This is a genomic window from Caproiciproducens sp. (genome assembly GCF_053840905.1).
Window position 1 is genome coordinate 119,669 of the sequence record NZ_JBNLXQ010000009.1, and the last position, 23,430, is coordinate 143,098.

Consider the following 23,430-nt stretch of genomic DNA (forward strand, 5'->3'; position numbering starts at 1 on the left):
GCAAAATCAATCAATCTCACCCCGCAGTATGTCCATTATTTATGCACTCCATCCAACAGCGCGACCGCTTTCTCCCAGGGTACCGGCGGACTGATGAAATACCCCTGAATCATCCTGCAGCCGCAGTTGTAAATACAGTCGATCTGGGCCTGCGTTTCCACGCCCTCCGCAATGACTTCCAGATTCAGTCTTTTCGCCAACCGGACAATCATGTCCACAATATCGAGCCCCACCCGGTCAGTTACTACCCCGTCGATAAAGCTTTTATCGATTTTCACCGAATGGATGGGGAGATTTTTCAGATAGGTCAAGGACGAAAATCCCGTCCCGAAATCGTCAAGGTACACGGAAATTCCATGGCCGCTCAGAATTTCGAGCTTTTTAATGACCACGTCGAAAGATTCTATGAGGGTGGATTCCGTTACCTCGATCGCCACGCTGCCGGAAGTCAGCCCGTAGTGGGAGAAGCGTTCCAGCACATAGTCCACGTAGTCCGCCTGCAGCAGCTCCACGGGGGAGGTGTTGAAGGAAACCTTTAGACCGCGGCCTTGTACGTCCTGTGCAAAAGCAAACGTCCGGTCGACGACAAACCGTCCCAGTTCTTTGATGAAGCCGGTGTTTTCCGCCATCGCGATGAACGTAACCGGCGATACCATCCCGAATTTGGCGCTGTTCCAGCGGGCCAGGGACTCGAAGCCGACAATCGTCTTCTTCTCATAGTCGTACTGCGGCTGGAAATAGCAGCAGAGCTCACCGTTGTGAATGGACAGCTTGAGCTCCCGCTGCATCTGATGCCGGCGGTCAATCGTAATTCCGAATTCGTCGTTGAACAGGGCGTAGCTTCCCTTCGAGGTGCTCTTCGCCTCATGCAGGACAAATTCGCCGCGGTTAATGATTTCATCGAAGCGGTCGTACTCGATGATCTCCCGGTAATTAAACAGGATCGCGCCGATGCTGCACGTCAGCTGAATGACATTATCATGTATCAGAAACGGCTCCTCAAACAGACGCAGAATATTTTTAGCGCAGCTTTCAAGCTCTTCCGAAGTGTTCACATTGGAGATCAGCAGGGTGAACTCGTCCCCGCCGATTCTGCCGACCAGCGTGTTTTCTCCTTCCACGGATGCCAGACGGGCCGCCGCCGAAGCGAGGAAAGAATCCCCGATGTCGTTGCCGAAGGTATTGTTGACCGACTGAAAATTGTCGATATCGAGGAAAAAGGCGGCTCCGTTTTTACTTTCCGCACGGCAGAGCCTGATCCATTCGGAAATATTTTTTTCCACTCCCCTGCGGTTCGGCAGATTCGTCAGAGGGTCGGTATAGGTGTAATAGCTGATGTCTTCTTTCCGGCGTATGTTCGCTTCATAGCTGCTCTTTTTAAATTTGAAAAAGCCGACGGAGGCGGCGACGAACTCAAGGATCAGCAGTCCGAATAAAATTCCGCTCATGATCAGGATCTGATTGCCGGGGGCCATGATTTTATTTTCTTCCACCATGACCGCAAACATCCAGCCGTCTGTCCCCTGGATACCGCTGTATCCGATCAGCTGATCGACTCCATTGATCGTACAGACTCCCCTGCCCGGCTCCCGGGAAAGAAAATCGCCCTTCATTCTGTCGATTTCCGACTGAGAGGACTCACCGATGTATTCAAAAAAGTTGCCGAACCGGTCCTGGCCGCTTCGGTTGGAAACCACTGTTCCGTCATGGGAAAAAATATAAATGGAATAATCCGAATCAACGGCAATATCGTTCATGATATTCAGTTCGTCTTTGTCCGGCGTCGTTGCGACCAGTACACCGACAATTTCCCGGTTACGGATCACCGGCACCGCATACGCAATGATCTTGCTTTGGGGATCAAATAAATCGTACAACTCCCCCGAAATATTGGCATGGCCGGCCAGCGCCTTCCGAAAATATTCCCTTTCGCCAATCATCATCTCCTCGCCGCCGTCGGTAACCGCCCGGCCGGACCTGTCGGCATAAGCCACCCGCACGAAATTTTTTCTTCTGGCTTCATCCGAAAGGATTTTCATTTGTTCCGCCGTGCTTTGAGTAAGCCCGTTCTGCTGCGCAAGGGCGCTGAGCGCGTCCAGATTGCCCACAATTGCAGCGCGAACCGCATTTGAACCCTGTTCCGATATTTTTTGCAGCGAGGTCTGCGTATCCGCTGTTAAAATGCTGCGCACACCAAAGACAAAACCCAGTCCCAGCGCAATCAATATTGCGACAATCCCGACAATAATCAGGACCATTTTATTTCTCTGGTATTTCATTTAGCCACCCATTTCGACAGATTTTGCGTAATTGAATAAGGGAATGGTTCTAAATCCTTTTATTGATTTTAAAATACTTTTGCAAGCTTTTCAAGCTTTTAATATTACTAACTATAATATCGGACCTTCTTTTTTAAATTTGAGCCAGAACGAATAAATTTATCCACCCTGCAAACAATTTCAATGAACGCAAAGTGGGGTGATATAGGATGAAAAAAAATGCGTTTCTATTTTTGACCGGAGGGGCCGTATATCCGGCGCTGGAAATGATCTGCCGCGGGAAGACGGATATTTCCATGGCCGCGGCGGGCGGGCTGTGCTTGTGCCTGATTGACCGCGTATGCAACCACACGATGAGAAGCAGACCGATTTCCGTCAAGTGCTTTGCCGGTTCGGGAATTATCACCACAGTGGAATTTGTCACCGGGCTTCTGGTAAATGTCGTTCTGAAGCAGGACGTATGGGATTATTCCGCATTGCCGCTGAACATTATGGGGCAGATCTGCGTACCGTTTTCCCTGCTGTGGTGTGTGGTCACTCTTCCCGCCATGGGACTCTGCGGGCTGTGTGAAAAAGCTTCTTTTCTTGCCGAATAGCAAAATATCCGCCTCCCCGCATGAAACGGAGGCGGATATTTGTTTAAGAATTTTAATGGAATGCATTGACACAAGCCCCCAAAATATGATATTATTATTTTCGCACTTGTGATGGAGAGGTGTCCGAGTGGTTTAAGGAGCTAGTCTTGAAAACTAGTGATCCCGCAAGGGACCAAGAGTTCGAATCTCTTCCTCTCCGCCATCTGAAAACTTTATGATTTTATTTGTTTTCACCAATAAGGAGAAATACCCAAGTGGTGAAGGGGCTCCCCTGCTAAGGGAGTAGGTCGGGTAACCGGCGCGAGGGTTCAAATCCCTCTTTCTCCGCCAAATTTTTTTGAAGAAGCCAACCGTTGTTGCGGTTGGCTTCTTTGTGTTTATATGACAAGATACAAATTCAGTAAATCCGCGTCTACGGGGCTTTCGCTGTAAAAAGGGAAAGCCCTTTTCAACGCGCCCGACATAGGTATCATTTGCTTTCTTCCGGCCGGATCGGGACCGTTATAACGGTGCGGTAAAATATTTCAAATTCATTCCAGACGTCATGAGCGGTATAAAGCTTGCCGGAATCCAGCATGTACTTCAGTACGCTCAGTATGAAAGTCGAAAAGAGGTTTGACTGGAAGCCAATGTCAAGGTTGCCGGTATCGCCGCTTCCGAGGAATTCCTCGTATTTCTGCTGTAAAAGATTTTTCAGGCTGCCGTAAAAATCAATATTCTCCGTATGAATATTCCACAATGCTAAGATAAAGTCCTTTTGCGCATACAGTTCTCCATACATGGTGTCGACCTGGCTCAAAAAGCTGCTCATGCTGTTAAAATGCCCGGCGCGGAATTGAAAAAAAGACGAACACTCCTCAAAGAACTCATGGATCAGCTGTTCGGTCAGATCATATTTGTCCTGATAATGATTATAAAACGTCTTGCGGTTGATTAAGGCCTGATCCAGAATATCCCGGACGGTAATATTATTGAAGTCCTTTTCCCGCAGCAGCTGGATGAACGCGTTTTTAATGTTGTTTCTGGTTTTGACGATACGCAGATCCTGTTTGTTTCCCATCGCCGTTTTCCTCCGTCCTTTTTATCATTGATGAGTACAGTTTAATATAATTTCAGGGAATAAGCAACAATAATGCGGATGTTAGTTGCTTATTCCTATAGATAATAGAATATTGCCCATGGAACATCAGAAAAAAATCGATAAAATAGAATCATAAGGATAAGCTATTGAATAAAACAAGAAGGAGACCGACAATATGTTTCATGCGCGGTTAATGGATCGACCGGAAGATTATAAAAAATTAGGAATCAATCCAAATAAAGTAGAGCTTTGGGAAGAAGGAAGACGCGATACCAGCGCGCCGGGAAACAACGAAGTCTGGTATTTTGACGCGACGATGGAGGACGGCAGCAAAGTCATTGTCGGTTTTCGGCCAAAGGACCCGGCTAAAATGAGTACGGACATGGATTCGCCCAATGTCAATATTATGATTACCTCACCGGACGGCAGGGAAATCGGCGATTTTCATTATTTCACTGCCGGGGAATCCCTTACCGGTGAAGGGCATGGGTGTGATTTAAAGTACGGACCGGACACGGCAAAGGGAAACCTTAAACAATATGATATCCATGTGGAACCAATCAATGGAGCCGGCGCCGATCTGCATTATGAAGCTTTGGCAGAACCCTTCCGTCAGGGGACAGGGATCGTCGCCTTTGGCGAGCATGACGAATTTCACCATACCGATTTAAGTGTTCCCAAAAGCCGTGTTACGGGAACGCTGTATTATGACGGAGCGGAACATAAGGTTCAAGGCTTGGGATATCACGATCACCAGTGGATGAACGCAAATCCGATGGCGCTTTATCATCACTGGCTGTGGGGACGCATGTATACGGACAAATATACCGTGTATATCTACGATTTTGTTGCCAATGAAAAATACGGCTTCAAGCCGCTCATGATGTTCGGGCTGCTGGACAATGAAACCGGAAAGGTCGTTTTTCAGGCGGACGGGCGCTTTACACGGGAGACCAAATTGGAAAAGCAGGTTAAAACAGGCCGCGAGTTTCCCAAAACCAGCCGCTACCTGTTCAAAAACGAGGACGGAAAAGCGGTAGACTTCAGCGTCGTCTGGGCTGATGAGATAGAAACCAGAGATATGTATACGAACGCTCCGGAACCCATGAAGCGGCAGTTTGACGCAATGAATATTGCTCCGGTCTATATGAGGTACTATGCAAAAGGAACCGTTGTTTTCACAGATCCGTCAGATCAGAGTAAAAATACGGGCACCGGTGACATGATTTATGAAATACGCCTATCTCGGCAGGCCCGATGAGCGCGCGCATGTTTAAAGGTTCCCCTCTATTCAATTTTTATTTTATGAAAGGCAGAGATGCTTATGGAAGCAACCAAAGTTTCAAAAAACGGAAAATCCATAGTGCTTGACAGCGGTCTGGAGATGACCTACTGCGAATTTGGAGAAGAAAACAGCGAGGTGGTTTTGTCTGGGGCGTTATATTTCCACACCTTCACACCCGTCCTGGAGGAGCTTGCTAAACGATACCATGTTTACGGCGTCGTCATGCGTACAGGCGGCGAAGGGACGGAGCTCAACGCCGACGGAAGTGTGAACTGGGGCCGTCAGTGGGGAAAGGAAATGTTTGAGTTCGCCAGGGCAATGGGCATTCAGAAATTCCACTATGTCGGCAAGTGCCACGGAACCATCCCCGGTTGGTATCTGATCAAAGAGCATCCCGAAATGCTGGATACCTTCTGCAGTTTTTACATGGCGCCCCACCTCTGCCCGAGAAACAGCGAGCAGTGGATTGAAATTCCCAAAGCAGAGGGACCCATGGGGATGCTGAAACGGACCATGAGAAAGCAGGAAAATATTCCGCTGAAGATCGCCGAGGTCCAGTCGCTCGGCGCGGCCGCCTCGGGCGGGCCGGAGGTAGGCGCCCCGGAGCTTGAATCCGGAAAATACGGCGACGCGCCGGAGCTGATCTGGGATTCGCCGGAGGACTGCGAACGGGATATGAAAAATATCAAAACACCGGTCCTCTTCGTGTTCGGCACGGAGGATATCCTGTTCCACGATTATTATGACAGCAACTTAAAGGCGATTCAGATCATCCCCAGGGCCAAAACCGTCCTGCTTCAGGGCGAACGCCACCTGATGGAAATGGACTGCCCCGACCGCATGGCCAGCGAAGCAATCTTCTTTATTGACGAGAGCAGAAAGAATTATTGACTAAATAAAACAGGAGGAATCAATATGTCTGAAGTAAAATACAAGTTTACTGTTGACGGCGAGGTCTGGACAAAAATCCAATTGGAGCGGCTGGAATATGAGCGCAATCTTCACACGTTACACCACCTCAGCCGGCTTGGTGTTGAAATCAAGGATGGCGGCAGGGTATTGTCCGACGATGAAATCGACTATCTGAGCATGGAAAAGGCGTGGGAGGTTTCCATCGAAACCCGTTTGCAGTACAAAGGTGAGAAAATCATTGAGCTTTATAAGGACGGGTTTAAGCTGTCCGACGCGATGTGGAAACGGCTGGGCTTTTCACAGGATAAGCCCATGAAGGTTTCCCATTGCGATATGGAGGTCACCGGCAGGTCGCTGCAGGAGTTTATGGGTGTTATGAAGGCGATGCAGGAGGACGACCGGGTCGGCCTTGCCGCTCATCCCGAGCACTTTATCTGCCATGTTTCGTTTGACGACGGCGAGCTGCTGGGCATAGAGCCCTTCGGCATGTATGGAACACCCACTCTGGTCAAGGTAGAGGTGGTGGATGCTGCCGATCTGGGCGCGCAGATTCAGGCGGATAAGGACCCCGGCTTCCCAATGGCGATGGCCGGCGAAGCGTTTCTGGCGGACGGCGTGACCGCGGTCAACTGCCCCTACCATCAGTTTAAACCCACAGCGGACGGCTTTGAGGCAAAGACCGCCGTCTACTGGCCGGAGCATACCCCCGAGGAGATTGTACACGGTCACTCCCTGCATCTGGCCATGGAATTTTTCCGGGGCGTTGAGCTGACCGGGAAATAAAGAAACAGAGCGAAACTCCCAAGGGCGTTATGTCCCTGGGAGTTTTTCGTTATTAGGGAAGCCGATCGGGAAAAGATTGGAACGGCGTATTCGGACTCTTTCTTTTTTTAGGAACCCAACGTTTGTCCGGCTTCACGATCGTCAGCCTTGTCTTCCGGTTCCCGAACCGGGGATTCCTTTTTTGTGATTGCGATCAGATATGTCCTGCAGGCAAGTAATCCAACGGCGCAGACCAGAAGCACACAGGGCATCAGCGAAAAGGAAACGTTTGCGAAAAGCTGTCCGAACAGAGGGGCCATGAAAGTGTTTCCGGTGTATGCAAACGACATTTGTAAGCCCATGACCGCCTGTGCGTTGTCTTTCCCGAAGTAGACGGGCGTCTGGTGCAGCATGGAAGGATAAATCGGTGCGAGCCCCAGCCCGACGAGGATAAACGCGCCGATTGCAAAAGCGGCGGGGAAAGGCAGGATCATAAAAACAAAACCGACGATCAGAAAGATGGTGCCCGTACGGATCAATGCTTCGTTGCTTAATTTCATCGAAACAAACCCGCTCACCATACGCCCGACCGTTACCCCAAGAAAGAACAGCGATACCCATCCGGCCGCGCTTTCCGGCAAAACCCCCTTCATTTTCACCAGATAGCTGGCCCCCCAAAGCATCATGGAAGCTTCCATCGAAGCATCTAATAAAAAGGAGAGCATCACAAAGGCGGAACCTTTTGCCCGAAGCATCGTAAGCAGACCGCGCTTTTCTTTGCCCCGCCCTGCTTCATCCGCAGGTTCGGCGGATGGGTTTTCAAACTTCTTCCACATAGGGAGAGAGAAGAGCAGCAGTGCGGCCAAAGCGAACTGGATAACGGATATGCTGAGATACCCGCTTCTCCAGGTGCGCCCCCAAAGCGCCAGGACAGAAACCAGAGCAGGGCCGAGCATGGCTCCCACGCCCCAGAAGCAGTGCAGCCAGTTCATATGCTTTGCCTCATAATGCTCGGCTACAAATTCATTCAGCCCCGAATCCACCGCTCCGGCTCCAAGGCCGAGCGGAACAGCACAGGTCAGCAGCCATGGAAAGGAAGGAGACAGGGAGAAACCCAGCAGCGCAACGGCCGTCAGAGCGACGCTTACGACCGTGACCTTGCCCGTGCCGAACCGGCGGATCAGCCGATGCGAAAATAAGCTGGACAGGATGGTGCAGGCCGATATAATAATGGAAACGAATCCCGCGTTCCCTACCGGGACCCTGAACTCCATATTCATGATAGGCCACGAGGAACCAAGCACGGCATCCGGAAGCCCTAAACTGATAAACGCCAGATAAATCAAAGCTAAGAAAATCATATGGAATCTCCTATATTCCTCTGCTAAAATTCGTTTTCTGAAATTTTCCCCGCCGCCCGGACCGGTAAGCGGATACCGCCTGCGCGATTAATCCGGCAGTAATATCGGAATCCAAATCCCTTTGATAGATTACAGAGGGGAATATCTTCCGTATCGTCTGTGTGGGAATTTCCCTTTCAAGCGTTTTCTGGAAGGCATCGGTAAAGAAATCGCCATACAGGACGACACGCCCCGGATTGACAATGCCGCAGAAAACGCTGAGCAGTCTGGATATTGCGGGGCCAGCCTCCTGCGGTTTTTCATAGTCGATCGAAAACCAGTCGATCCCCAATGGCAGCAGGGACACTTCACCGGCAAATCCACAAGCTCCTTTCAGGATTTTGCCGTCAACCACGATTCCTGCACCGGGGCCGAAGCACTTCGGAAAGTAGATTCCCGCAATGACAGAAACTTCCACGTTTCTGCTGTATCCGAATACAGCGGCATTGACATCATTTTCTATGACCACAGGCAAATGATATTTTTCCTGAAAATGCTCTGTGAAAGAAACACCTTCCAATTCTGTATAGTCATTGGTCAGGATAACGCCGCCGCGCTCCACACCCGGCAGGGAAAAGGCGGCGATGCTGATCGTCGGGTACGCGCGCAGGGATAAATCCAGCATGGCCTCAAAGCTCGCAAGCCGTATATTGTCAAAGGATTGTTCCTCCTGCCATACCGCCTCGCCGTACAAATTTCCGACACAGGCACTGATGACATTTTTTCCGTTCCGTGTCCGTGCCGACAGCGCGAGCACATGGGCATATTCCGCATTGAAGGTATAGGCCTGTGACGGCCTCCCCCCGGTAGCAGAATGCATTTCGCCCAGGATCACTTCCCCGCTTTCCACAAAACCGTTCAATATGTTTCCAACCGTAGCAAAGCTGAGCCCCGTCCGCTGCGTCATCTCTTTGATAGTGGAGGTTTTGCAGGAACACAAATCCCAGAGAACGGTATGCGCATTGCTTTGTTTCATATCCAACATATTGATTCCCATCAAATCACCTTCCTTATCCACTATCCTTGTCCCGCGCCGCAGCAGCCCAGCTTGACCATTGGCTTTGTTTTGCCGTGAAAATCGCTTCCTTGTGTAACAAATAAGTTAAATTGTTCCGCCTTATTCAAAAACCACCGGGCAGTTTCGGGGGTGTGGTAACTGCTGTAAACTTCTATCCCTTTCAGCCCCAAAGAAATCAGCTGATCGATCCTCTCAAAATTGCCCTGCAGATTCATCCCCGGATGAGCCAGCACGGATTTACCGCCGTTTCGGTGTATGATCCCGATTACATCCCTCATATCGGGAAAGGTCATGCCGACGTAACAGGGCTTTCCCTGCGAGCAGTAATCCCAATAGAAATTGACATACGGGTTATCGCTTCGGTCGCCGCCCTCTCTGTAAGGACGCAAAATTCCGCTCCCGAGATATTTTTCATTTTTCAGTAAGGCTTCGGCAAAAGCCTCCCCCGTCCAATGCTCACTCCAATATCCTCCGGCGGTAATCGCTTTCAACTCCGTTTCGGTAAGGGTAAAGCCCATGCGGTTGATCAGCCGAAGTCTTTCTTTGGATGCATCGGCACACTGTCTTCTCACATTTTGTTCTATGGCCTCAAAATCAGGGCTTTCGAGCTTAATATCATAGCCGAGGACATGAAAATTGGTATTTTGATAAGTACAGTCAATTTCGACGGCCGGATAACACCTTAAGTGTTCATGTCTTGCTATTTCAACTGCTTCCTGAGAACCTTTCACACAATTATGATCGGCTATTGCCATGATGGTAACACCCGCTCCCATGCACATCTGAACAAGCTTTGCAGGTGTGTATTCCCCATCTTCGCTGTAGCAGGAATGGATATGCAGGTCGATATTATGAAACCCATTCATCTATTTGCCCTCCCATCGTTAATAGCAGTGAACGCTGCTGAATATTCTCAGGGATTGAATCGCCAGAATATATTTTCCATAGTTATTATAATAAATATAATAACTGATGAAATAAGTATAAATCAAGTGGTTGGGAAAGTCAATAGCCTCAAATCGCCTGCACCACTCTCGACAAACGCCTGTTAAAACATCTGTTTGACAATTGTTCTAATGAAATCGGAAATATATTTCCCTTATTGTCCATCAGGCTATATTCCATCAACAATTACTTTCCATAACCACGATACCGCAAAAATAGAATCGGAGAGGATCACTCCCTTATCTGAAATAAGAAAGGCGCCCCCAAACTAAACTGGCGGCGCCGAGTCACTTGTCACTCAACGAAATGAGATATTCTCTTTTGGAATTCCATACTTTCTGGTTACGGCAGATTTAATTTTTTCTTCATTCAAGAAAGGGACTTTATTTATCTCATCGATAAATCTCCTCGTTGCTTGAATGTGCATATTCCTGCTGCCAACAAAGATGTCTATGTCGATCACGCTCATTCCTTCTGCCGTGTTGTTGGCGATCACGGTGACTTTGTTAGTGTCCATCAAATTCCCCTCCCTGTCTGTTTTTATAATAATTCCAATAATAAAAAAAGTCAACGCTCTTTTTCATATCTTCCCAATTTGCCGCCCAGGCAGGGCGGTTTTTCCTTCTTCGACATATTATACTACAAAATAGGAATGATTCTTGTTATAATAAACTCAACCCCATAGAACGCAAAAGGGAATAAAGCGTAAGAGAAAGGATGTTTAAAATGAAAATTATTGTCGATAGAAATGAATTGGAAAGAAGACTGATGCAAGCCCAAAAAGGAAAACTGATTGAATTTTGTATTGTCCCCTCTCAATTTGATTCCGGCAGATTGAATCCGGCTCTGTTACATATCGGCACCGTATATAACGATGGTTCCTATGAAGATCTGGAAAGCATTTACGAATTCAGAAGATTGCAGTTAGTCGATGATTTATGATTTCCGCGGTTCCTGCTCTGCGGCGGGGACCGCTTCTATTTTTGTCGTGACGCGGGTAAAGCGGGAGCCTCTGGGTCGCGGCAGAGGGAGCGCTTAAATTTCCGGAACCGTTTCCAGTAATTACACTTGCAAAGTAGTTACAATTTTGTTACTATTTAACTGTCCTCGAGAGACAAATAACGAAGGAGGTCGCTGTATGAATTGTCAGGAATTGATTCAACTGCTGCTCCAGTATTTCAGCAAGTGCAGCCAGTAAAATACTGAACTGAACTGTAAAACAAAGTTTTTTGAAAATTTCGCACCCGCCGTGGAAGGAACAGTCGGGCACAGAGACAGCGCAAACCGGATATTGGGGCGCATCGGACAAATTCATCCAATCGTCACTGAAATTTCACAAAACATCAATACACTGAGAATGTTAAGGGGGGCTTCTGCATTGGAAGAACTGATTTCTCAGGTATTTGTGTACATACTGAATCATCCGGCTAAAATCTGTATCGCCGCTGTGGTCTTCAGCTGTCTTCTGGGGGTAATGAAAGCACGAAAAACATGGCCGTGAAAATCGGATATTTTGGTTCCCGCCGACGGCGGGAACCTTTTTTCTGTTTGGATTAACTGGAATGGAAGGAACAACATAAAATGGCTCAGGAGGTGTTAGTTTGTATTTAGAACCGCAATTCGATCAAATGCAAAACATTTTGAAAAGCCCGCCCTCCGCATATGCCATGGTGAAAGGCGGTCCGGGATTTCCCAATATAAATGGTATGGTCTGCTTTTATCAGTTAGCGGACGGTGTTCTCGTGCTCACGCAGATAACCGGTCTTCCCCACAGCACGGGGAATTGCCCCGCCGATATCTTCGGATTCCATATTCACGAAGGAAATCAATGTACCGGAAACGCTCAGGACCCCTTTGCCAACGTGAAAGCGCATTACAACCCGAATAACTGCCCTCACCCCGCACACGCGGGCGACATGCCCCCGTTATTCGGGAATCACGGATTCGCTTTTATGGCGTTTATGACGGACAGATTTTCAGTGAACGAAATCATAGGACGTACCGTCATCGTCCATTCATCACCGGACGATTTCAAAACCCAGCCGTCGGGAAATTCAGGAAGCAAAATAGCATGCGGCCAGATCGTGCAAAATGGAATGGAATGATTTTTTATTGTCAGGGAGTGCGGAACGTACTCCCTGTTTCTTATTCTCCCATCCGTCGCTGCGGGCGGCCGTCCGCAGACCGCGCTCAGCATCCCCTGACGACCTGCTCCGCGCACTTGATTCCGTCCACCGCGGCGGAAATAATGCCGCCCGCGTACCCCGCGCCTTCCCCGCACGGATAGAGCCCCTCCACGGCAAGGGACTGCATACCGTCGCCGCGCAGGACGCGCACCGGCGACGAGCTGCGGCTTTCCACCGCGGTCAGAAGCGCGTCCGGATCGGAAAAGCCCTTCAGCTTATGCTCCATCAGAAGAATCCCCTGCCGCATGGAGTCGGCAATAAAGTCCGGCAGGCAGTCGTCCAGTCCGCAGGGCGTTACCCCCGGAAGATAGGTCGGCTGACAGCCGCCGATTTTTTTAGAAGGCACGCGCCTGAGAAAATCTTCGACCCGCTGTACCGGCGCGCGGTAATCCCCGCCCCCCAGCTGAAACGCTTTTTCTTCCAGCCTGCGCTGAAATTCCACACCGGCGAGCGGATGCCCGCTGCCGAAATCCCCGGGTCCGACACTGACCAGCAGCGCCGCGTTCGCGTTTCTGCCGTTCCGGGCGAAATTGCTCATTCCGTTCGTCACCAGACGCCCTTCCTCGCTCGCGGCGGCGACCACCTGCCCGCCCGGGCACATGCAAAACGTATAGACGCCCCTGCCGTTTTTCAGGTGTACGGCCAGCTTGTAGTCGGCCGCTCCCAGAGCCGGATGACCGGCAAAAGGACCGTACTGGGAACGGCTGACCAGCTCCTGCGGATGCTCGATCCGGGCGCCGACGGAAAACGGCTTCTGTTCCATCGGCAGCTTCAGGGAATACAGCATTTCAAAGGTGTCCCGGGCGCTGTGGCCAACGGCCAGAATCACGCGGTCCGCTTCCAGCGTATAGGACGATCCGCCGCGCGGTTTTACCTCCACTCCGGTCACCCTGCCGTCCTTCGTCAGGATATTTTGCAGACAGGTTTCAAAATGCACCTCTCCGCCGAGCGCAATGATCCGCTCCCGGATGTTTTTGACCGCGCCGGGCAGCCTGTCCGTACCGATATGCGGTTTTGCCAGATACAGAATTTCCGGCGGGGCGCCCGCGGCCACAAATTCCTCCAGCACCTTTCGGGCGCGGGAATCCTTTGTCCCGGTATTCAGCTTTCCGTCCGAAAAGGTACCGGCGCCGCCCTCCCCGAACTGGACGTTGCTTTTCGTGTCAAGCTTCCCCGTTTTCCAGAAAAGGGCGACCTGTTCCTTTCTGCGCTCTACGGCGCTTCCGCGTTCAAACACGACCGGCCTCTGCCCCGCCTGCGCCAGAATCAGCGCAGCAAAAAGCCCCGCCGGACCGAAGCCCACGACCACGGGACGGATTTCGCGCGGTTTTCCGGCGGGAAGCTCATAGCGGTAAGGCTGCGCTTCCGTAATTTTGGGGTCCTGTGGGCTGTGATTTTGACCGCAGTCCACATCCACCGTACAAATAAAATGCACGTCGTTCTTTTTGCGCGCGTCCACGGATTTTTTATAAAGCTTACAGGCACAGATCCGGTCGGGAGAAACTTTCAGCCGCGCGGCGGCCTCCCGCTTCAAATCCTCCTCGGTTCCATCCAGCTTCATGCTGATTTCAGAAATTCGATACATGGTTTCCCCTCTACAATTTTAATAAGGAACGCGCGGCGGCGCTTCCCGCGGTAATTCCGGAGCTCCACGCCCAGTGAAGGTTGAAGCCGCCGCAGTCGCCGTCTATGTTCAGCAGTTCCCCCGCAAGGTACAGGCCCGGGCACGGCCTGGACTGCAGATTTTCGTCTGTCTCCCCCAGCGGGACCCCGCCCGCCGTAATCTGGGCATCCTTCCAGGACAGCGTTCCCAAAACGTCAAAGCGGAAATCCTTGACCCGGTTGGCAACGGAAACAAGCTCCGCCTGCTTCAGCTGTGCGGCACGCTCCGGCACCCGGGAAAGCGCGGCCCGGACCACCTCCCGCCCTACCAGCTTATGGACGCACCCGCTCAAAAGATCGCCCGCCGGCAGCGTTTCCAGCCCTTCTTTTCTGCCTTTGAGCACGGAAACGATCTGAGAAACGGAATACTCCGGCAGCAGGTCGAGCGAAATTTCCGTTTTTCTGCCGGTACCGGCTTCCCCCACCGAACGGGAAAGCTCAAAAATACAGATACCCGACAGCCCGTTTTCGGTAAACTGAACCTCGCCGCTGACGGTTTTCACAGGTTTGCCGTTGAGAAGGAGGGTCGCTGCCGCCGCGCTGCGCGCCCCTTTCAGCGGTTTCGCCCGGCGGGGATCGGTTCTTACCTGAACCAGAGCCGGAAACAGCTTCGTAACGCTGTGGCCCAGAGACGACGCGATCTGATACCCGCTTCCGTCGGAGCCAAGCTGCGGATAAGCCTTTCCTCCGCAGGCCAGAATCAGGCGCTTTGCGCGAAGCTGTCCGGACGCCGAGGAAATTTCAAACCCGGACGCGGATTTCCTGACCGCGGCGACAGGAAAATCGCAGACGGTTTCCACCTTCAGCCGCTCCAGCTGCAGCCGAAGCACGTCCAGAACGGCGGAAGCCTGCAGGCTGTTCGGGTAAACGCGGCCCTCGTCCAGCTCCCTGCAAAGCAGGCCAAAAGACAGAAAGCGGTCGATGATCTTCTGTGGGGGACAGGCATTGATAACAGGCGCCGCCAGGCCGGTATCCCCGTGATAATGCGCGATGCCGGCGTTCCTGTTCGTCAGGTTGCAGCGCCCGTTTCCGGTCGCCAGCAGCTTTTTTCCAACGCGCGGATTGGCTTCCAGCACCGCTGTTTTCGCGCGAATATGCATTCGTCCGCATTCCTCCGCCGCGGCCGCCGCGGCCATCAGGCCGGACGCTCCCCCGCCGATGACGGCAATATCGCAAGAATCCATGATATCCTCCTAAAACTGCCGGACCCGTCCGGGCATTCGGCAAAAGTTACTTACAGTATAAGGCATTTTACGGGCAAATGGCAAGCTGTTTGAAAGCATTCCGTGATCGGATTCTTCCTTGCTGTGGACCTGCATTTGATTGGTCCTGACAAAAGTTTCTCAGGATTTCCCTCGGATATTCCAAAACGTTTGCATAAAGACGACAAAACCGGCGCGGCTCAAAAGAACCGCGCCGGTTATCTATGAATATTCAGGGAAGGATAACAGCTTAGCCGAAATATCTTGCGAGCAGCCCTTTGAAGCCGGCGCCGTGGCGGGCTTCATCTTTTGCCATTTCATGTACGGTATCGTGGATCGCATCGTAATTCAGCGATTTCGCTCTCTTCGCAAGATCGAGCTTTCCGGAGCAGGCGCCCGCTTCGGCATCCACGCGCATCTGAAGATTCTTCTTGGTGCTGTTGGTAACGACCTCGCCAAGCAGCTCCGCAAATCTGGAAGCATGGTCCGCTTCTTCCAGCGCGTATCTCTTAAACGCTTCGGCAATTTCGGGATATCCCTCGCGGTCGGCCTGACGGGACATTGCCAGATACATGCCGACTTCGCAGCATTCGCCGTTGAAGTTTGCAACCAGGCCGTCGTAAACTTCCTTGTCGACTCCCTTCGCGATGCCGACTTCATGCTCGCAGGCAAACGAAGTTTCCCCGCTCTGCTCTACAAACTTTTCCTTGGGGGCCTTGCACTGCGGACAAAAATCAGGGGCTTCTTCGCCCTCGTAAACATAACCGCATACGGAACATACAAATTTCTTCATTTTAAATCCTCCATATTAAATATTTATTCTAAAGGCGGCTGCCTTTTTAAGCACTCTGAGCACAGTCCGTGAAACTGAACATCCGTGGAATCGACAGCGACGCAATATTCTTTGGCGATTGCATCCTTGACCGACGCAGGGACAAATTCGCCGGGAATATCAATCACAGCGCCGCAGGAGGAACAGATAAAATGCGTGTGCGGTTCCGTATTGCCGTCAAACCGTTCCTGACCGTTCACCGTTCCCACGCTGACGATGACCCCGTCATTTTTAAACTGGGCCAGATTGCGGTAGACCGTACCAAGGCTCAGGTCCGGGTAGGCCGGCTTCAGTGTTTGATACACCCATTCCGCCGTGGGATGAATGGACGTACTTCTGATCGCATTTAAAATTGCTTCGCGTTTTCTGCTGTAATTTTGTTTCTTTTCCATATCGCTCTCCACAATTAGTAATAATTACTGTTCTTGTTTTATATATTAACATACTGTTTCCGGATTGTAAAGGGGTTTTACAAAAATATTTTTTAATAATTGAAAATATTGATGCGGAAATGATCATTATCAGTTGATTTATGCCCGTTTTCTGATACAATAAGCAATGGATTTGAAAAAGAGAAATATCGGAAGAGGATTTTTATGAAATACGGGACGATTATCAAAGAATATTTCTATATTACGGTCAGCACGCTGTTAATTGTTATAGGCGTCTATTTCTTCAAATTTCCGAATAATTTCACCTTCGGCGGCGTGACCGGCCTTTCGGTCGTTCTCGGCAGGGTCACCCCCATCTCGCCCGGCACCGTCAACCTGATTCTGAACGTAGTGCTCCTGATTCTGGGCTTTCTGTTTCTGGGGAGAAATTTCGCCGTTAAAACCGTGTATTCCAGCCTGCTGCTTTCCCTGTGCCTTTCGGGCCTTGAGCGCTTTTATCCGATGAGCAGGCCGCTCACCGACCAGCCGATGCTGGAGCTGATATTCGCGGTGGCGCTGCCCGCGTTCGGCTCGGCCCTGCTGTTCAACATTGACGCTTCCAGCGGCGGTACCGACATTGCGGCCCTGATCATGCAAAAACACACCACCTCCGACATTGCGCACACGCTGTTTTACAGCGACGTGCTGATTACCCTGTCCGCCTTTTTTGTGTTCGACATCAAAACCGCCCTGTTCTCCACAGTCGGCCTGCTGACCAAATCGCTGGTCATTGACAATGTGATTGAAAGCATCAACCTCGCCAAATATTTTAACGTGGTCTGCTCCAATCCGGAGATCATCTGCCATTACATTGTGAACGAGCTGAAACGAAGCGCTACGGTCTGCGACGCGCAGGGGGCTTTTTCCCACAAGCACAAATATATCATCTTCACCGCCATGCGCCGTCCACAGGCGGTACAGCTCAGGCGGTACATCAAAAAAGTGGAGCCCGACGCCTTTATCCTGATTTCCAACACCAGCGAAATCATCGGAAAAGGCTTTCACGGCTGAAAGAAAATCCTGCGGAAGCGAAGCGGAAGATTTCCGTTTCGCTTTTTTATTTGACAATTCCGCCGTTTTGATTTATTATAAATCAGTAATTTACTGATTTACTAAATATATGAGGTGAGATTATGAAAATTCCTGCGACGCTGAAGCACAAGCCCGTGATCGTATCGGAAAATTACGAAAACATTGACGGCAGAAGCGCTTACCATTCCGACACGAAGGGGCTTTCCTTGGGGCTGGCGCAATGGAACGACCGAGGCAAGGTGGACATTTCCGCAAAGGTGTGGCGCTATACGGGCGAAAAATGGTCGCGCCAGTCGGAAGAGCTGCCGCTGCACCGCGTGATTGACCTCGCCATTCTGATCTGCCGGGCAAAGCAGTATTTTTCGGAAGCCTACCGCTTTGAAAAGCTGTACGACCCGGAGCACACCACCATCGACCGCATCGGGCTGCAGGGCGACGCCATGACCGTTTCCGTCTGTACGGACAACCCGATGATCGACGAGGATATCCGGCTTTTTTCACAGGTGCTCAGCAACAACGACGAATTTTTAAGCGAGCGGCTGAAAACGCTCTCCCGCATTCTGAAGGACATGGGGTATTAGAAAGATGGACAAGCAAAGCAAAAAGGAACTGACCGCAAGATACAAGGAACGCAAAATCACCGGCGGTGTGTACGCGGTGGTAAACAGCGCGACCGGCAAAATGCTGGTCCTGTCGTCCAACGACCTGCAGGGCAGCAAAAACCGGTTCGAGTTTTCTCAGAAAACGGACGGCTGTATGAACTTAAAGCTGCGGGACGACTGGCAGAAATACGGAAGCGCCGCCTTTCGCTTTGAGGTGCTGGAGGAGCTTGCAAAAAAGGAAACTCAGACTTTGGATGAATTTGCACAGGATATCGATACTCTGTACGAACTTTGGACGGAAAAGCTCAGCGGAAAAGACCTGTATTGACCAGAAAAAGCAAAAGAGCCTGTCAGGCATCGATAAAGCTGCGGCAGTGCCGGGCGCTCAAGCGCCGGCACTGCCGTTGTCGTATTCAAGTTTCCCATAAATTCAAAACTTTCTGCGTCTTAAATTTTTGCAATCGAAATTATATAATCTTATTGACAAATTATATAACCGGTATATAATGTTAATAAAAGAAGCGAAGAGGTTTTCACCGGCGGGTCCGCGCCCGGCGCACCGGAGGAAAGGGGGATGAGCATCATGGGAAAAAGCGTATACAGCCTGGTACTGATCGACGATGTTGTAGACGCCATAGATAAGATTGCATATGAAAAGAAGACGAGCCGCAGCAATCTGATCAATCAGATTCTGGCCAAATATTGTTCGTACTCCACCCCCGAAATGCGCATGCGGGATATTTTTGAAGGCGTAGAGCAGATGATGTCCGACTGGGAAAGCTTTCAGGTACAGCTTCAGCCCAGCGACGCGATGATCTCTATCCGAAGCGCATTAAGGTACCGATACAAGCCTACCGTCCGTTATATGTTGGAGCTGTACCGGACGTGCGGGCCAACGGTGGGCGAGCTGCGCGTTTCGATGAGGACGCAGAGCCGGCAGCTGATTGAAATCCTAAATGATTTTTTTGATTTCTGGTTTGCGCTGGAAAACAAATATATCGGCTCCCTGTTTCCGCAAGGAGAGGTTTTCTGCGAAATTACGCCCGGAAAGTGCGCACGGCAGTTTCTGCTGCCGCAGGACAGCGCCCGGCAGACAAACGAGGCCATCGCGGCCGCGATCTCGGATTATATCCATATATTCGACACCTGTATGAAGCTGTACTTCGCCCATCTGGACGAACCGGAGAAGGCGCTTGCAGCTCTTGAAAAGAAATATCTTCAATATAGTAAAAGCGGTGTCATCATATAGCACCGAAGACGAGCGAGGAGGTTTGATTTTATGAACGCTCAGAAATTTACCCAAAAATCACTGGAGGCCATCCAGGAAGCGCAGAACATCGCGATCGAACACAACAATATGCAGATCGAGGAAGAGCATTTGCTGCAGGCGCTTCTGACGCAGGAAAACGGCCTGATCCCCCAGCTTTTCAAAAAGATGGATATCCAGCCGGAAGCCGTCCTGCGCAGCGTGGAGCAGCAGGCCGCAAAGCTGCCCGGCGTGACCGGTCCGGGACGCGAGCCGGGAAAGGTCTATGTTTCGGCGGATGTGGACGCGGCGCTGGTCGGCGCAGAAAAGGAAGCCGAGCGCATGAAGGACGAATACGTCTCGGTCGAGCATATTCTGCTGGCCCTCCTGAACCACCCGAACGCCGGGGTACAGGCTGTTTTCAACACCTTCGGCATCAACAAAAACAAATTTCTCACCGCGCTGTCCACCGTGCGCGGCAATACCCGGGTGACGAGCGACACCCCGGAGGAAACCTACGATTCGCTTTCCAAATACGGTCAGGATCTGGTGGCGCTCGCGAAAAACCACAAGCTGGACCCGGTCATCGGCAGGGACTCCGAAATCCGCAACGTGATCCGCATCCTTTCCCGCAAAAGCAAAAACAACCCCGTTCTGATCGGCGAGCCCGGCGTGGGCAAAACGGCCATTGCCGAGGGCCTGGCCATCCGCATCGTGCGCGGGGACGTGCCAAACAACCTGAAGGAACGCAAGCTGTTCTCTCTGGACATGGGCGCGCTGATCGCCGGGGCAAAGTTCCGCGGCGAGTTTGAGGAAAGGCTCAAGGCTGTCCTGAACGAGGTCAAAAAGAGCGACGGCAGGATCCTTCTGTTTATCGACGAGCTGCACACCATTGTGGGCGCGGGCAAAACCGAAGGCTCCATGGACGCGGGCAATATTTTAAAGCCCATGCTTGCGCGCGGCGAGCTGCACTGCATCGGCGCCACCACCCTGAACGAGTACCACCAGTACATTGAAAAGGACGCGGCGCTGGAACGGCGTTTCCAGCCGGTCATGGTGGAAGAGCCCAGCGTGGCGGACACCATTTCCATCCTGCGCGGGCTGAAGGAACGGTACGAGGTTTTCCACGGCGTCAAAATTCAGGATCAGGCGCTGATTGCGGCCGCCGTACTTTCCAACCGGTACATCTCCGACCGGTTCCTGCCGGACAAGGCGATCGACCTGGTGGACGAGGCCTGCGCGATGGTCCGTACGGAGATCGATTCAATGCCGGCGGAGCTCGATGAGATTTCCCGGAAAATCATGCAGCATGAAATTGAGGAAGCGGCGCTGAAAAAGGAAACCGACTCCCTTTCCCAGGAGCATCTGAAGGAAATCCAGAAGGAGCTGGCCGACCTGCGCGCACAGTTCAAGGAAATGAAAGCAAAATGGGAAAACGAAAAGCAGGCTATTTCCAAGGTCCAGAAGCTGCGCGAAGAAATCGAAAAGGTCAATGCGGAAATTGAAAAAGCGGAACGCAGCTATGACCTGAACAAAGCGGCGGAATACAAATACGGCAGGCTCCCCGAGCTGACCAGGCAGCTGGAAGCGGAGGAACAGATTGCGGAACGGACGCAGGCTTCCGACTCCCTGCTGCGCGACAGGGTCACCGACGAGGAAATCGCGAAGATCATCGGACGCTGGACCGGCATCCCGGTTTCCAGGCTGATGGAAGGAGAACGCGAAAAGCTTCTGAGGCTGGACGATATCCTGCACGAAAGAGTGATCGGGCAGGACGAGGCCGTGGAAAAAGTGACGGAAGCCATTCTCCGCTCCCGTGCGGGCATTCAGGACCCCAACCGCCCGATCGGCTCGTTCCTGTTCCTCGGCCCCACCGGCGTAGGCAAAACCGAGCTGGCCAAAGCGCTGGCACAGGCGCTGTTTGACGACGAGCACAACATGGTGCGCATCGATATGACCGAATACATGGAAAAGTACTCGGTGTCCCGCCTGATCGGGGCGCCTCCGGGCTACGTCGGCTACGAGGAGGGCGGCCAGCTGACGGAAGCGGTGCGCCGGCACCCGTACTCCGTCGTGCTGTTCGACGAGGTGGAAAAGGCCCATCCCGACGTATTCAATATTCTGCTGCAGGTTCTGGACGACGGAAGGATCACCGACTCCCAGGGCAGGACGGTGGACTTTAAAAACACCATCATCATCCTCACCTCCAATCTGGGCTCCGGCACGATTCTGGAAGGGATTCAGCCGGACGGACAAATCAGTGAGGAAGCCAAGGCGCAGGTACACGCCATGCTCAGGCAGCAGTTCCGCCCGGAATTCTTAAACCGGCTGGACGAAATCGTCTTCTACAAGCCGCTGACCAGACCGGAAATCGACCGGATCGTCGACCTTCTGATCGCGGACCTGCAGAAGCGTCTGGAAGAAAAGCAGCTCGGCGTAAAACTGACGCCCGCCGCCAAAGAGTACGTCGCGGACCAGGGCTATGACCCCGTTTACGGCGCCCGTCCGCTGAAAAGGCTGATCCAGAGCAAGGTGGAGACCCTGATCGCAAAAGCCATCATCTCTCAGGATCTAAAACCCAAAACAACGTTGACAATCGACTACGACGGCAGTAAGCTTATGATAAAAGAAAAGGAAACGGGGAAGGAAGCATCATGACGTACAGGATTTTCGGAGACACCATCGTGGCCCGGATCGACCGCGGCGAGGAAATTGTCCAGAGCCTGAAAGCCGTCTGTGAGAAGGAAAACGTCGGGCTTGCCAGCGTCACCGCCTTGGGCGCGGTGGGGCACGCGGTCGTGGGTCTTTACCGTGTCGGGGAAAAGAAGTATTATTCCAACACCCTTGACGGGGAAATGGAAATGACCGCGCTGACCGGCAATGTCACGGAAAAGGACGGGGAAGTGTATCTGCACCTGCATGCCAATTTTGCCGACGCGCAGGGGCATGTGTTCGGCGGACATCTGAATGAAGCCGTCGTCAGCGCTACCTGTGAAATGTTTATCCATACCGTGAAGGGTTCCGTGGGACGCCGTCCGGATGAAGTCACGGGATTGAACTTATTTGATATGTAAAAATGATCTGCTCAGATAAAATGATAGAATATGAAATGAGGAAAACCACATGGTAAAACACATCGTCCTATGGACCCTGACAAAAGACGCCCGGAAAAACATCGACGCGGTCGCGGAGGACCTGCAAAAAAGGTTCAAAGCGCTGCTGGGCGTGGTGGACGGGCTGACGGCGATTGAAGTCGGCCGCAACTACAACGGCGGTACCTTTGATCTGGTTCTGTACTGTGAATTCACCACCAGGGAAGCACAGGACAACTATCAGGATCACCCCGCGCACGTCGCCGTGAAGCAGGTCGTCCACTCGCTTGTGTGCGGCAGGGACTGTGTCGATTACGAAATTTAACAGGTTCATTTTTTCACAGTCAGGGGCTGCTGCAGAACGAAAGTTTTGCGGCAGCCCCTGTTTCATATGCGGGCAAAGCCCTGCCTCAATACGCTTGAAGGTTTCTCGCCCCCTGTCCCCTCCTTGCCAAATCCCCTCCCATTTCATCAAAGCTGCTTCTTTCGTTTCGCGCCGAATATTCGGCGTCTGCATGGTACAAAAATCGTTTTCATCAATATTATAGTGTAAGAGGACTCAAAAAGAACGATATCAGGATACAGGGAGGCTTCTGAATTGAATGAAATCAGTACGTTAAACAGCCTAAAGGTCGGCCAAACCGCTACTGTGAAAAAGCTGCGCTCCACCGGAAGCATGAGACGGCGGCTTCAGGATATTGGATTGATCGAAGGAACACAGGTCGAATGCCTTCAAAAAAGCCCTTCAGGCGACCCCATTGCCTATTTAATCCGCGGCGCGGTCATCGCGCTCAGACAGGAAGACAGCAGCAACGTGATGATCAGCGCGAATTAATCCGGACTCAACGCAATTCTGCGAATACAAAT

At 51.6% G+C, this 23,430-nt stretch carries 24 protein-coding genes and 2 tRNA genes; 16 read left to right on the plus strand and 10 right to left on the minus strand.

Annotated elements, in window-relative coordinates; all coding sequences use genetic code 11:
* Positions 1 to 35 precede the first annotated feature (35 nt).
* Positions 36 to 2,279: a bifunctional diguanylate cyclase/phosphodiesterase gene (locus ACQGQ5_RS10915; RefSeq protein WP_455736528.1), complete on the minus strand. Its 2,244-nt coding sequence runs from the start codon at positions 2,277 to 2,279 to the stop codon at positions 36 to 38.
* Positions 2,280 to 2,488: 209 nt separating this feature from the next.
* On the opposite strand from ACQGQ5_RS10915, the gene ACQGQ5_RS10920 reads away from it, so the two are divergent.
* From ACQGQ5_RS10920 to ACQGQ5_RS10930, 3 genes are all read left to right on the plus strand, one after another.
* Positions 2,489 to 2,875 carry a putative ABC transporter permease gene (locus tag ACQGQ5_RS10920; RefSeq protein WP_455736529.1) on the plus strand — a complete coding sequence of 129 codons (387 nt, stop codon included), beginning with the start codon at positions 2,489 to 2,491 and terminating at the stop codon, positions 2,873 to 2,875.
* A gap of 113 nt (positions 2,876 to 2,988) precedes the next feature.
* Positions 2,989 to 3,077 (plus strand) — tRNA-Ser (locus ACQGQ5_RS10925).
* A 38-nt stretch (positions 3,078 to 3,115) separates the two neighbouring features.
* A tRNA-Ser gene (locus tag ACQGQ5_RS10930) sits at positions 3,116 to 3,205 on the plus strand.
* Between the two features lie 139 nt (positions 3,206 to 3,344).
* Here the strand turns inward: ACQGQ5_RS10930 and ACQGQ5_RS10935 are convergent.
* Entirely contained in the window at positions 3,345 to 3,935 is a 591-nt protein-coding gene (locus ACQGQ5_RS10935; RefSeq protein ID WP_455736530.1) for a TetR/AcrR family transcriptional regulator, read from the minus strand.
* Between the two features lie 196 nt (positions 3,936 to 4,131).
* Between ACQGQ5_RS10935 and ACQGQ5_RS10940 the strand changes: the two genes are divergently transcribed.
* The 3 genes from ACQGQ5_RS10940 (at position 4,132) to ACQGQ5_RS10950 (ending at position 6,936) form a co-directional block, all read left to right on the plus strand.
* Positions 4,132 to 5,217, plus strand: coding sequence for a lipocalin-like domain-containing protein (locus tag ACQGQ5_RS10940; protein WP_455736531.1), 1,086 nt, complete (start codon positions 4,132 to 4,134; stop codon positions 5,215 to 5,217).
* Between the two features lie 63 nt (positions 5,218 to 5,280).
* Positions 5,281 to 6,132: an alpha/beta fold hydrolase gene (locus ACQGQ5_RS10945; protein WP_455736532.1), complete on the plus strand. Its 852-nt coding sequence runs from the start codon at positions 5,281 to 5,283 to the stop codon at positions 6,130 to 6,132.
* A 24-nt stretch (positions 6,133 to 6,156) separates the two neighbouring features.
* A complete protein-coding gene (locus tag ACQGQ5_RS10950; RefSeq protein ID WP_455736533.1) occupies positions 6,157 to 6,936 on the plus strand; it encodes a hypothetical protein in 780 nt (259 codons plus the stop codon).
* Between the two features lie 107 nt (positions 6,937 to 7,043).
* Here ACQGQ5_RS10950 and ACQGQ5_RS10955 read toward each other — a convergent pair whose 3' ends face one another.
* The 4 genes from ACQGQ5_RS10955 to ACQGQ5_RS10970 form a co-directional block, all read right to left on the minus strand.
* The gene (locus ACQGQ5_RS10955) at positions 7,044 to 8,276 is read right to left on the minus strand and encodes an MFS transporter (protein WP_455736534.1); all 1,233 of its coding nucleotides are present in this window, start codon (positions 8,274 to 8,276) and stop codon (positions 7,044 to 7,046) included.
* Positions 8,277 to 8,286: 10 nt separating this feature from the next.
* Entirely contained in the window at positions 8,287 to 9,312 is a 1,026-nt protein-coding gene (locus ACQGQ5_RS10960) for an ROK family protein (RefSeq protein WP_455736535.1), read from the minus strand.
* A gap of 20 nt (positions 9,313 to 9,332) precedes the next feature.
* Positions 9,333 to 10,199: a PHP domain-containing protein gene (locus ACQGQ5_RS10965; RefSeq protein ID WP_455736536.1), complete on the minus strand. Its 867-nt coding sequence runs from the start codon at positions 10,197 to 10,199 to the stop codon at positions 9,333 to 9,335.
* Positions 10,200 to 10,576: 377 nt separating this feature from the next.
* Complete coding sequence (locus ACQGQ5_RS10970; protein WP_455736537.1) at positions 10,577 to 10,795, minus strand: hypothetical protein; 219 nt, start codon at positions 10,793 to 10,795, stop codon at positions 10,577 to 10,579.
* 209 nt (positions 10,796 to 11,004) lie between these two features.
* Here ACQGQ5_RS10970 and ACQGQ5_RS10975 point away from each other — a divergent pair, with 209 nt between their 5' ends.
* Both ACQGQ5_RS10975 and ACQGQ5_RS10980 read left to right on the plus strand, forming a co-directional pair.
* On the plus strand, positions 11,005 to 11,220 hold the full coding sequence (locus ACQGQ5_RS10975) for a hypothetical protein (protein ID WP_455736538.1): 216 nt from the start codon (positions 11,005 to 11,007) through the stop codon (positions 11,218 to 11,220).
* Positions 11,221 to 11,879: 659 nt separating this feature from the next.
* Positions 11,880 to 12,383, plus strand: a complete 504-nt coding sequence (locus ACQGQ5_RS10980; protein ID WP_455736539.1) for a superoxide dismutase family protein — start codon at positions 11,880 to 11,882, stop codon at positions 12,381 to 12,383.
* A gap of 85 nt (positions 12,384 to 12,468) precedes the next feature.
* On the opposite strand, the gene ACQGQ5_RS10985 is transcribed toward ACQGQ5_RS10980, so the two are convergent.
* The 4 genes from ACQGQ5_RS10985 to ACQGQ5_RS11000 form a co-directional block, all read right to left on the minus strand.
* Positions 12,469 to 14,049: an NAD(P)/FAD-dependent oxidoreductase gene (locus tag ACQGQ5_RS10985; protein ID WP_455736540.1), complete on the minus strand. Its 1,581-nt coding sequence runs from the start codon at positions 14,047 to 14,049 to the stop codon at positions 12,469 to 12,471.
* A gap of 10 nt (positions 14,050 to 14,059) precedes the next feature.
* Entirely contained in the window at positions 14,060 to 15,310 is a 1,251-nt protein-coding gene (locus ACQGQ5_RS10990) for an NAD(P)/FAD-dependent oxidoreductase (RefSeq protein WP_455736541.1), read from the minus strand.
* Positions 15,311 to 15,578: 268 nt separating this feature from the next.
* Complete coding sequence (locus ACQGQ5_RS10995) at positions 15,579 to 16,121, minus strand: NADH peroxidase (RefSeq protein WP_455736542.1); 543 nt, start codon at positions 16,119 to 16,121, stop codon at positions 15,579 to 15,581.
* Positions 16,122 to 16,144: 23 nt separating this feature from the next.
* On the minus strand, positions 16,145 to 16,552 hold the full coding sequence (locus tag ACQGQ5_RS11000; protein ID WP_455736543.1) for a Fur family transcriptional regulator: 408 nt from the start codon (positions 16,550 to 16,552) through the stop codon (positions 16,145 to 16,147).
* A 204-nt stretch (positions 16,553 to 16,756) separates the two neighbouring features.
* On the opposite strand from ACQGQ5_RS11000, the gene ACQGQ5_RS11005 reads away from it, so the two are divergent.
* From ACQGQ5_RS11005 to ACQGQ5_RS11040, 8 genes are all read left to right on the plus strand, one after another.
* Entirely contained in the window at positions 16,757 to 17,602 is an 846-nt protein-coding gene (locus tag ACQGQ5_RS11005; protein WP_455736544.1) for a YitT family protein, read from the plus strand.
* A 122-nt stretch (positions 17,603 to 17,724) separates the two neighbouring features.
* Positions 17,725 to 18,204, plus strand: coding sequence for a DUF6530 family protein (locus tag ACQGQ5_RS11010; protein WP_455736545.1), 480 nt, complete (start codon positions 17,725 to 17,727; stop codon positions 18,202 to 18,204).
* Between the two features lie 4 nt (positions 18,205 to 18,208).
* The gene (locus ACQGQ5_RS11015) at positions 18,209 to 18,553 is read left to right on the plus strand and encodes a GIY-YIG nuclease family protein (RefSeq protein ID WP_455736546.1); all 345 of its coding nucleotides are present in this window, start codon (positions 18,209 to 18,211) and stop codon (positions 18,551 to 18,553) included.
* Between the two features lie 246 nt (positions 18,554 to 18,799).
* Positions 18,800 to 19,474, plus strand: coding sequence for a hypothetical protein (locus ACQGQ5_RS11020; RefSeq protein ID WP_455736547.1), 675 nt, complete (start codon positions 18,800 to 18,802; stop codon positions 19,472 to 19,474).
* Positions 19,475 to 19,504: 30 nt separating this feature from the next.
* Complete coding sequence (clpB, locus tag ACQGQ5_RS11025) at positions 19,505 to 22,129, plus strand: ATP-dependent chaperone ClpB (RefSeq protein ID WP_455736548.1); 2,625 nt, start codon at positions 19,505 to 19,507, stop codon at positions 22,127 to 22,129.
* Complete coding sequence (locus tag ACQGQ5_RS11030) at positions 22,126 to 22,545, plus strand: PPC domain-containing DNA-binding protein (RefSeq protein WP_455736549.1); 420 nt, start codon at positions 22,126 to 22,128, stop codon at positions 22,543 to 22,545. The genes clpB and ACQGQ5_RS11030 overlap by 4 nt, the downstream gene beginning before the upstream one ends.
* Before the next feature lie 49 nt (positions 22,546 to 22,594).
* Positions 22,595 to 22,888: a Dabb family protein gene (locus tag ACQGQ5_RS11035; RefSeq protein ID WP_275716757.1), complete on the plus strand. Its 294-nt coding sequence runs from the start codon at positions 22,595 to 22,597 to the stop codon at positions 22,886 to 22,888.
* Positions 22,889 to 23,161: 273 nt separating this feature from the next.
* Positions 23,162 to 23,398 (plus strand): FeoA family protein, encoded by a 237-nt coding sequence (locus ACQGQ5_RS11040; protein WP_038323477.1) that lies wholly within the window; start codon positions 23,162 to 23,164, stop codon positions 23,396 to 23,398.
* Positions 23,399 to 23,430: the final 32 nt, after the last annotated feature.

Bases quoted from the DNA above. Each gene is read 5' to 3' on its own strand.
- ACQGQ5_RS11000 (WP_455736543.1), bottom strand. From the start codon at position 16,552: ATGGAAAAGAAACAAAATTACAGCAGAAAACGCGAAGCAATTTTAAAT.
- ACQGQ5_RS10975 (WP_455736538.1), top strand. From the start codon at position 11,005: ATGAAAATTATTGTCGATAGAAATGAATTGGAAAGAAGACTGATGCAA.
- ACQGQ5_RS11015 (WP_455736546.1), top strand. From the start codon at position 18,209: ATGGACAAGCAAAGCAAAAAGGAACTGACCGCAAGATACAAGGAACGC.
- ACQGQ5_RS11005 (WP_455736544.1), top strand. From the start codon at position 16,757: ATGAAATACGGGACGATTATCAAAGAATATTTCTATATTACGGTCAGC.
- ACQGQ5_RS10995 (WP_455736542.1), bottom strand. From the start codon at position 16,121: ATGAAGAAATTTGTATGTTCCGTATGCGGTTATGTTTACGAGGGCGAA.
- ACQGQ5_RS10935 (WP_455736530.1), bottom strand. From the start codon at position 3,935: ATGGGAAACAAACAGGATCTGCGTATCGTCAAAACCAGAAACAACATT.
- ACQGQ5_RS11010 (WP_455736545.1), top strand. From the start codon at position 17,725: ATGAAAATTCCTGCGACGCTGAAGCACAAGCCCGTGATCGTATCGGAA.
- ACQGQ5_RS11035 (WP_275716757.1), top strand. From the start codon at position 22,595: ATGGTAAAACACATCGTCCTATGGACCCTGACAAAAGACGCCCGGAAA.
- ACQGQ5_RS10915 (WP_455736528.1), bottom strand. From the start codon at position 2,279: ATGAAATACCAGAGAAATAAAATGGTCCTGATTATTGTCGGGATTGTC.
- ACQGQ5_RS11020 (WP_455736547.1), top strand. From the start codon at position 18,800: ATGAGCATCATGGGAAAAAGCGTATACAGCCTGGTACTGATCGACGAT.
- ACQGQ5_RS10940 (WP_455736531.1), top strand. From the start codon at position 4,132: ATGTTTCATGCGCGGTTAATGGATCGACCGGAAGATTATAAAAAATTA.
- ACQGQ5_RS10970 (WP_455736537.1), bottom strand. From the start codon at position 10,795: ATGGACACTAACAAAGTCACCGTGATCGCCAACAACACGGCAGAAGGA.
- clpB (WP_455736548.1), top strand. From the start codon at position 19,505: ATGAACGCTCAGAAATTTACCCAAAAATCACTGGAGGCCATCCAGGAA.
- ACQGQ5_RS11030 (WP_455736549.1), top strand. From the start codon at position 22,126: ATGACGTACAGGATTTTCGGAGACACCATCGTGGCCCGGATCGACCGC.
- ACQGQ5_RS10990 (WP_455736541.1), bottom strand. From the start codon at position 15,310: ATGGATTCTTGCGATATTGCCGTCATCGGCGGGGGAGCGTCCGGCCTG.
- ACQGQ5_RS10950 (WP_455736533.1), top strand. From the start codon at position 6,157: ATGTCTGAAGTAAAATACAAGTTTACTGTTGACGGCGAGGTCTGGACA.
- ACQGQ5_RS10920 (WP_455736529.1), top strand. From the start codon at position 2,489: ATGAAAAAAAATGCGTTTCTATTTTTGACCGGAGGGGCCGTATATCCG.
- ACQGQ5_RS10965 (WP_455736536.1), bottom strand. From the start codon at position 10,199: ATGAATGGGTTTCATAATATCGACCTGCATATCCATTCCTGCTACAGC.
- ACQGQ5_RS10955 (WP_455736534.1), bottom strand. From the start codon at position 8,276: ATGATTTTCTTAGCTTTGATTTATCTGGCGTTTATCAGTTTAGGGCTT.
- ACQGQ5_RS10985 (WP_455736540.1), bottom strand. From the start codon at position 14,049: ATGTATCGAATTTCTGAAATCAGCATGAAGCTGGATGGAACCGAGGAG.
- ACQGQ5_RS10945 (WP_455736532.1), top strand. From the start codon at position 5,281: ATGGAAGCAACCAAAGTTTCAAAAAACGGAAAATCCATAGTGCTTGAC.
- ACQGQ5_RS10960 (WP_455736535.1), bottom strand. From the start codon at position 9,312: ATGGGAATCAATATGTTGGATATGAAACAAAGCAATGCGCATACCGTT.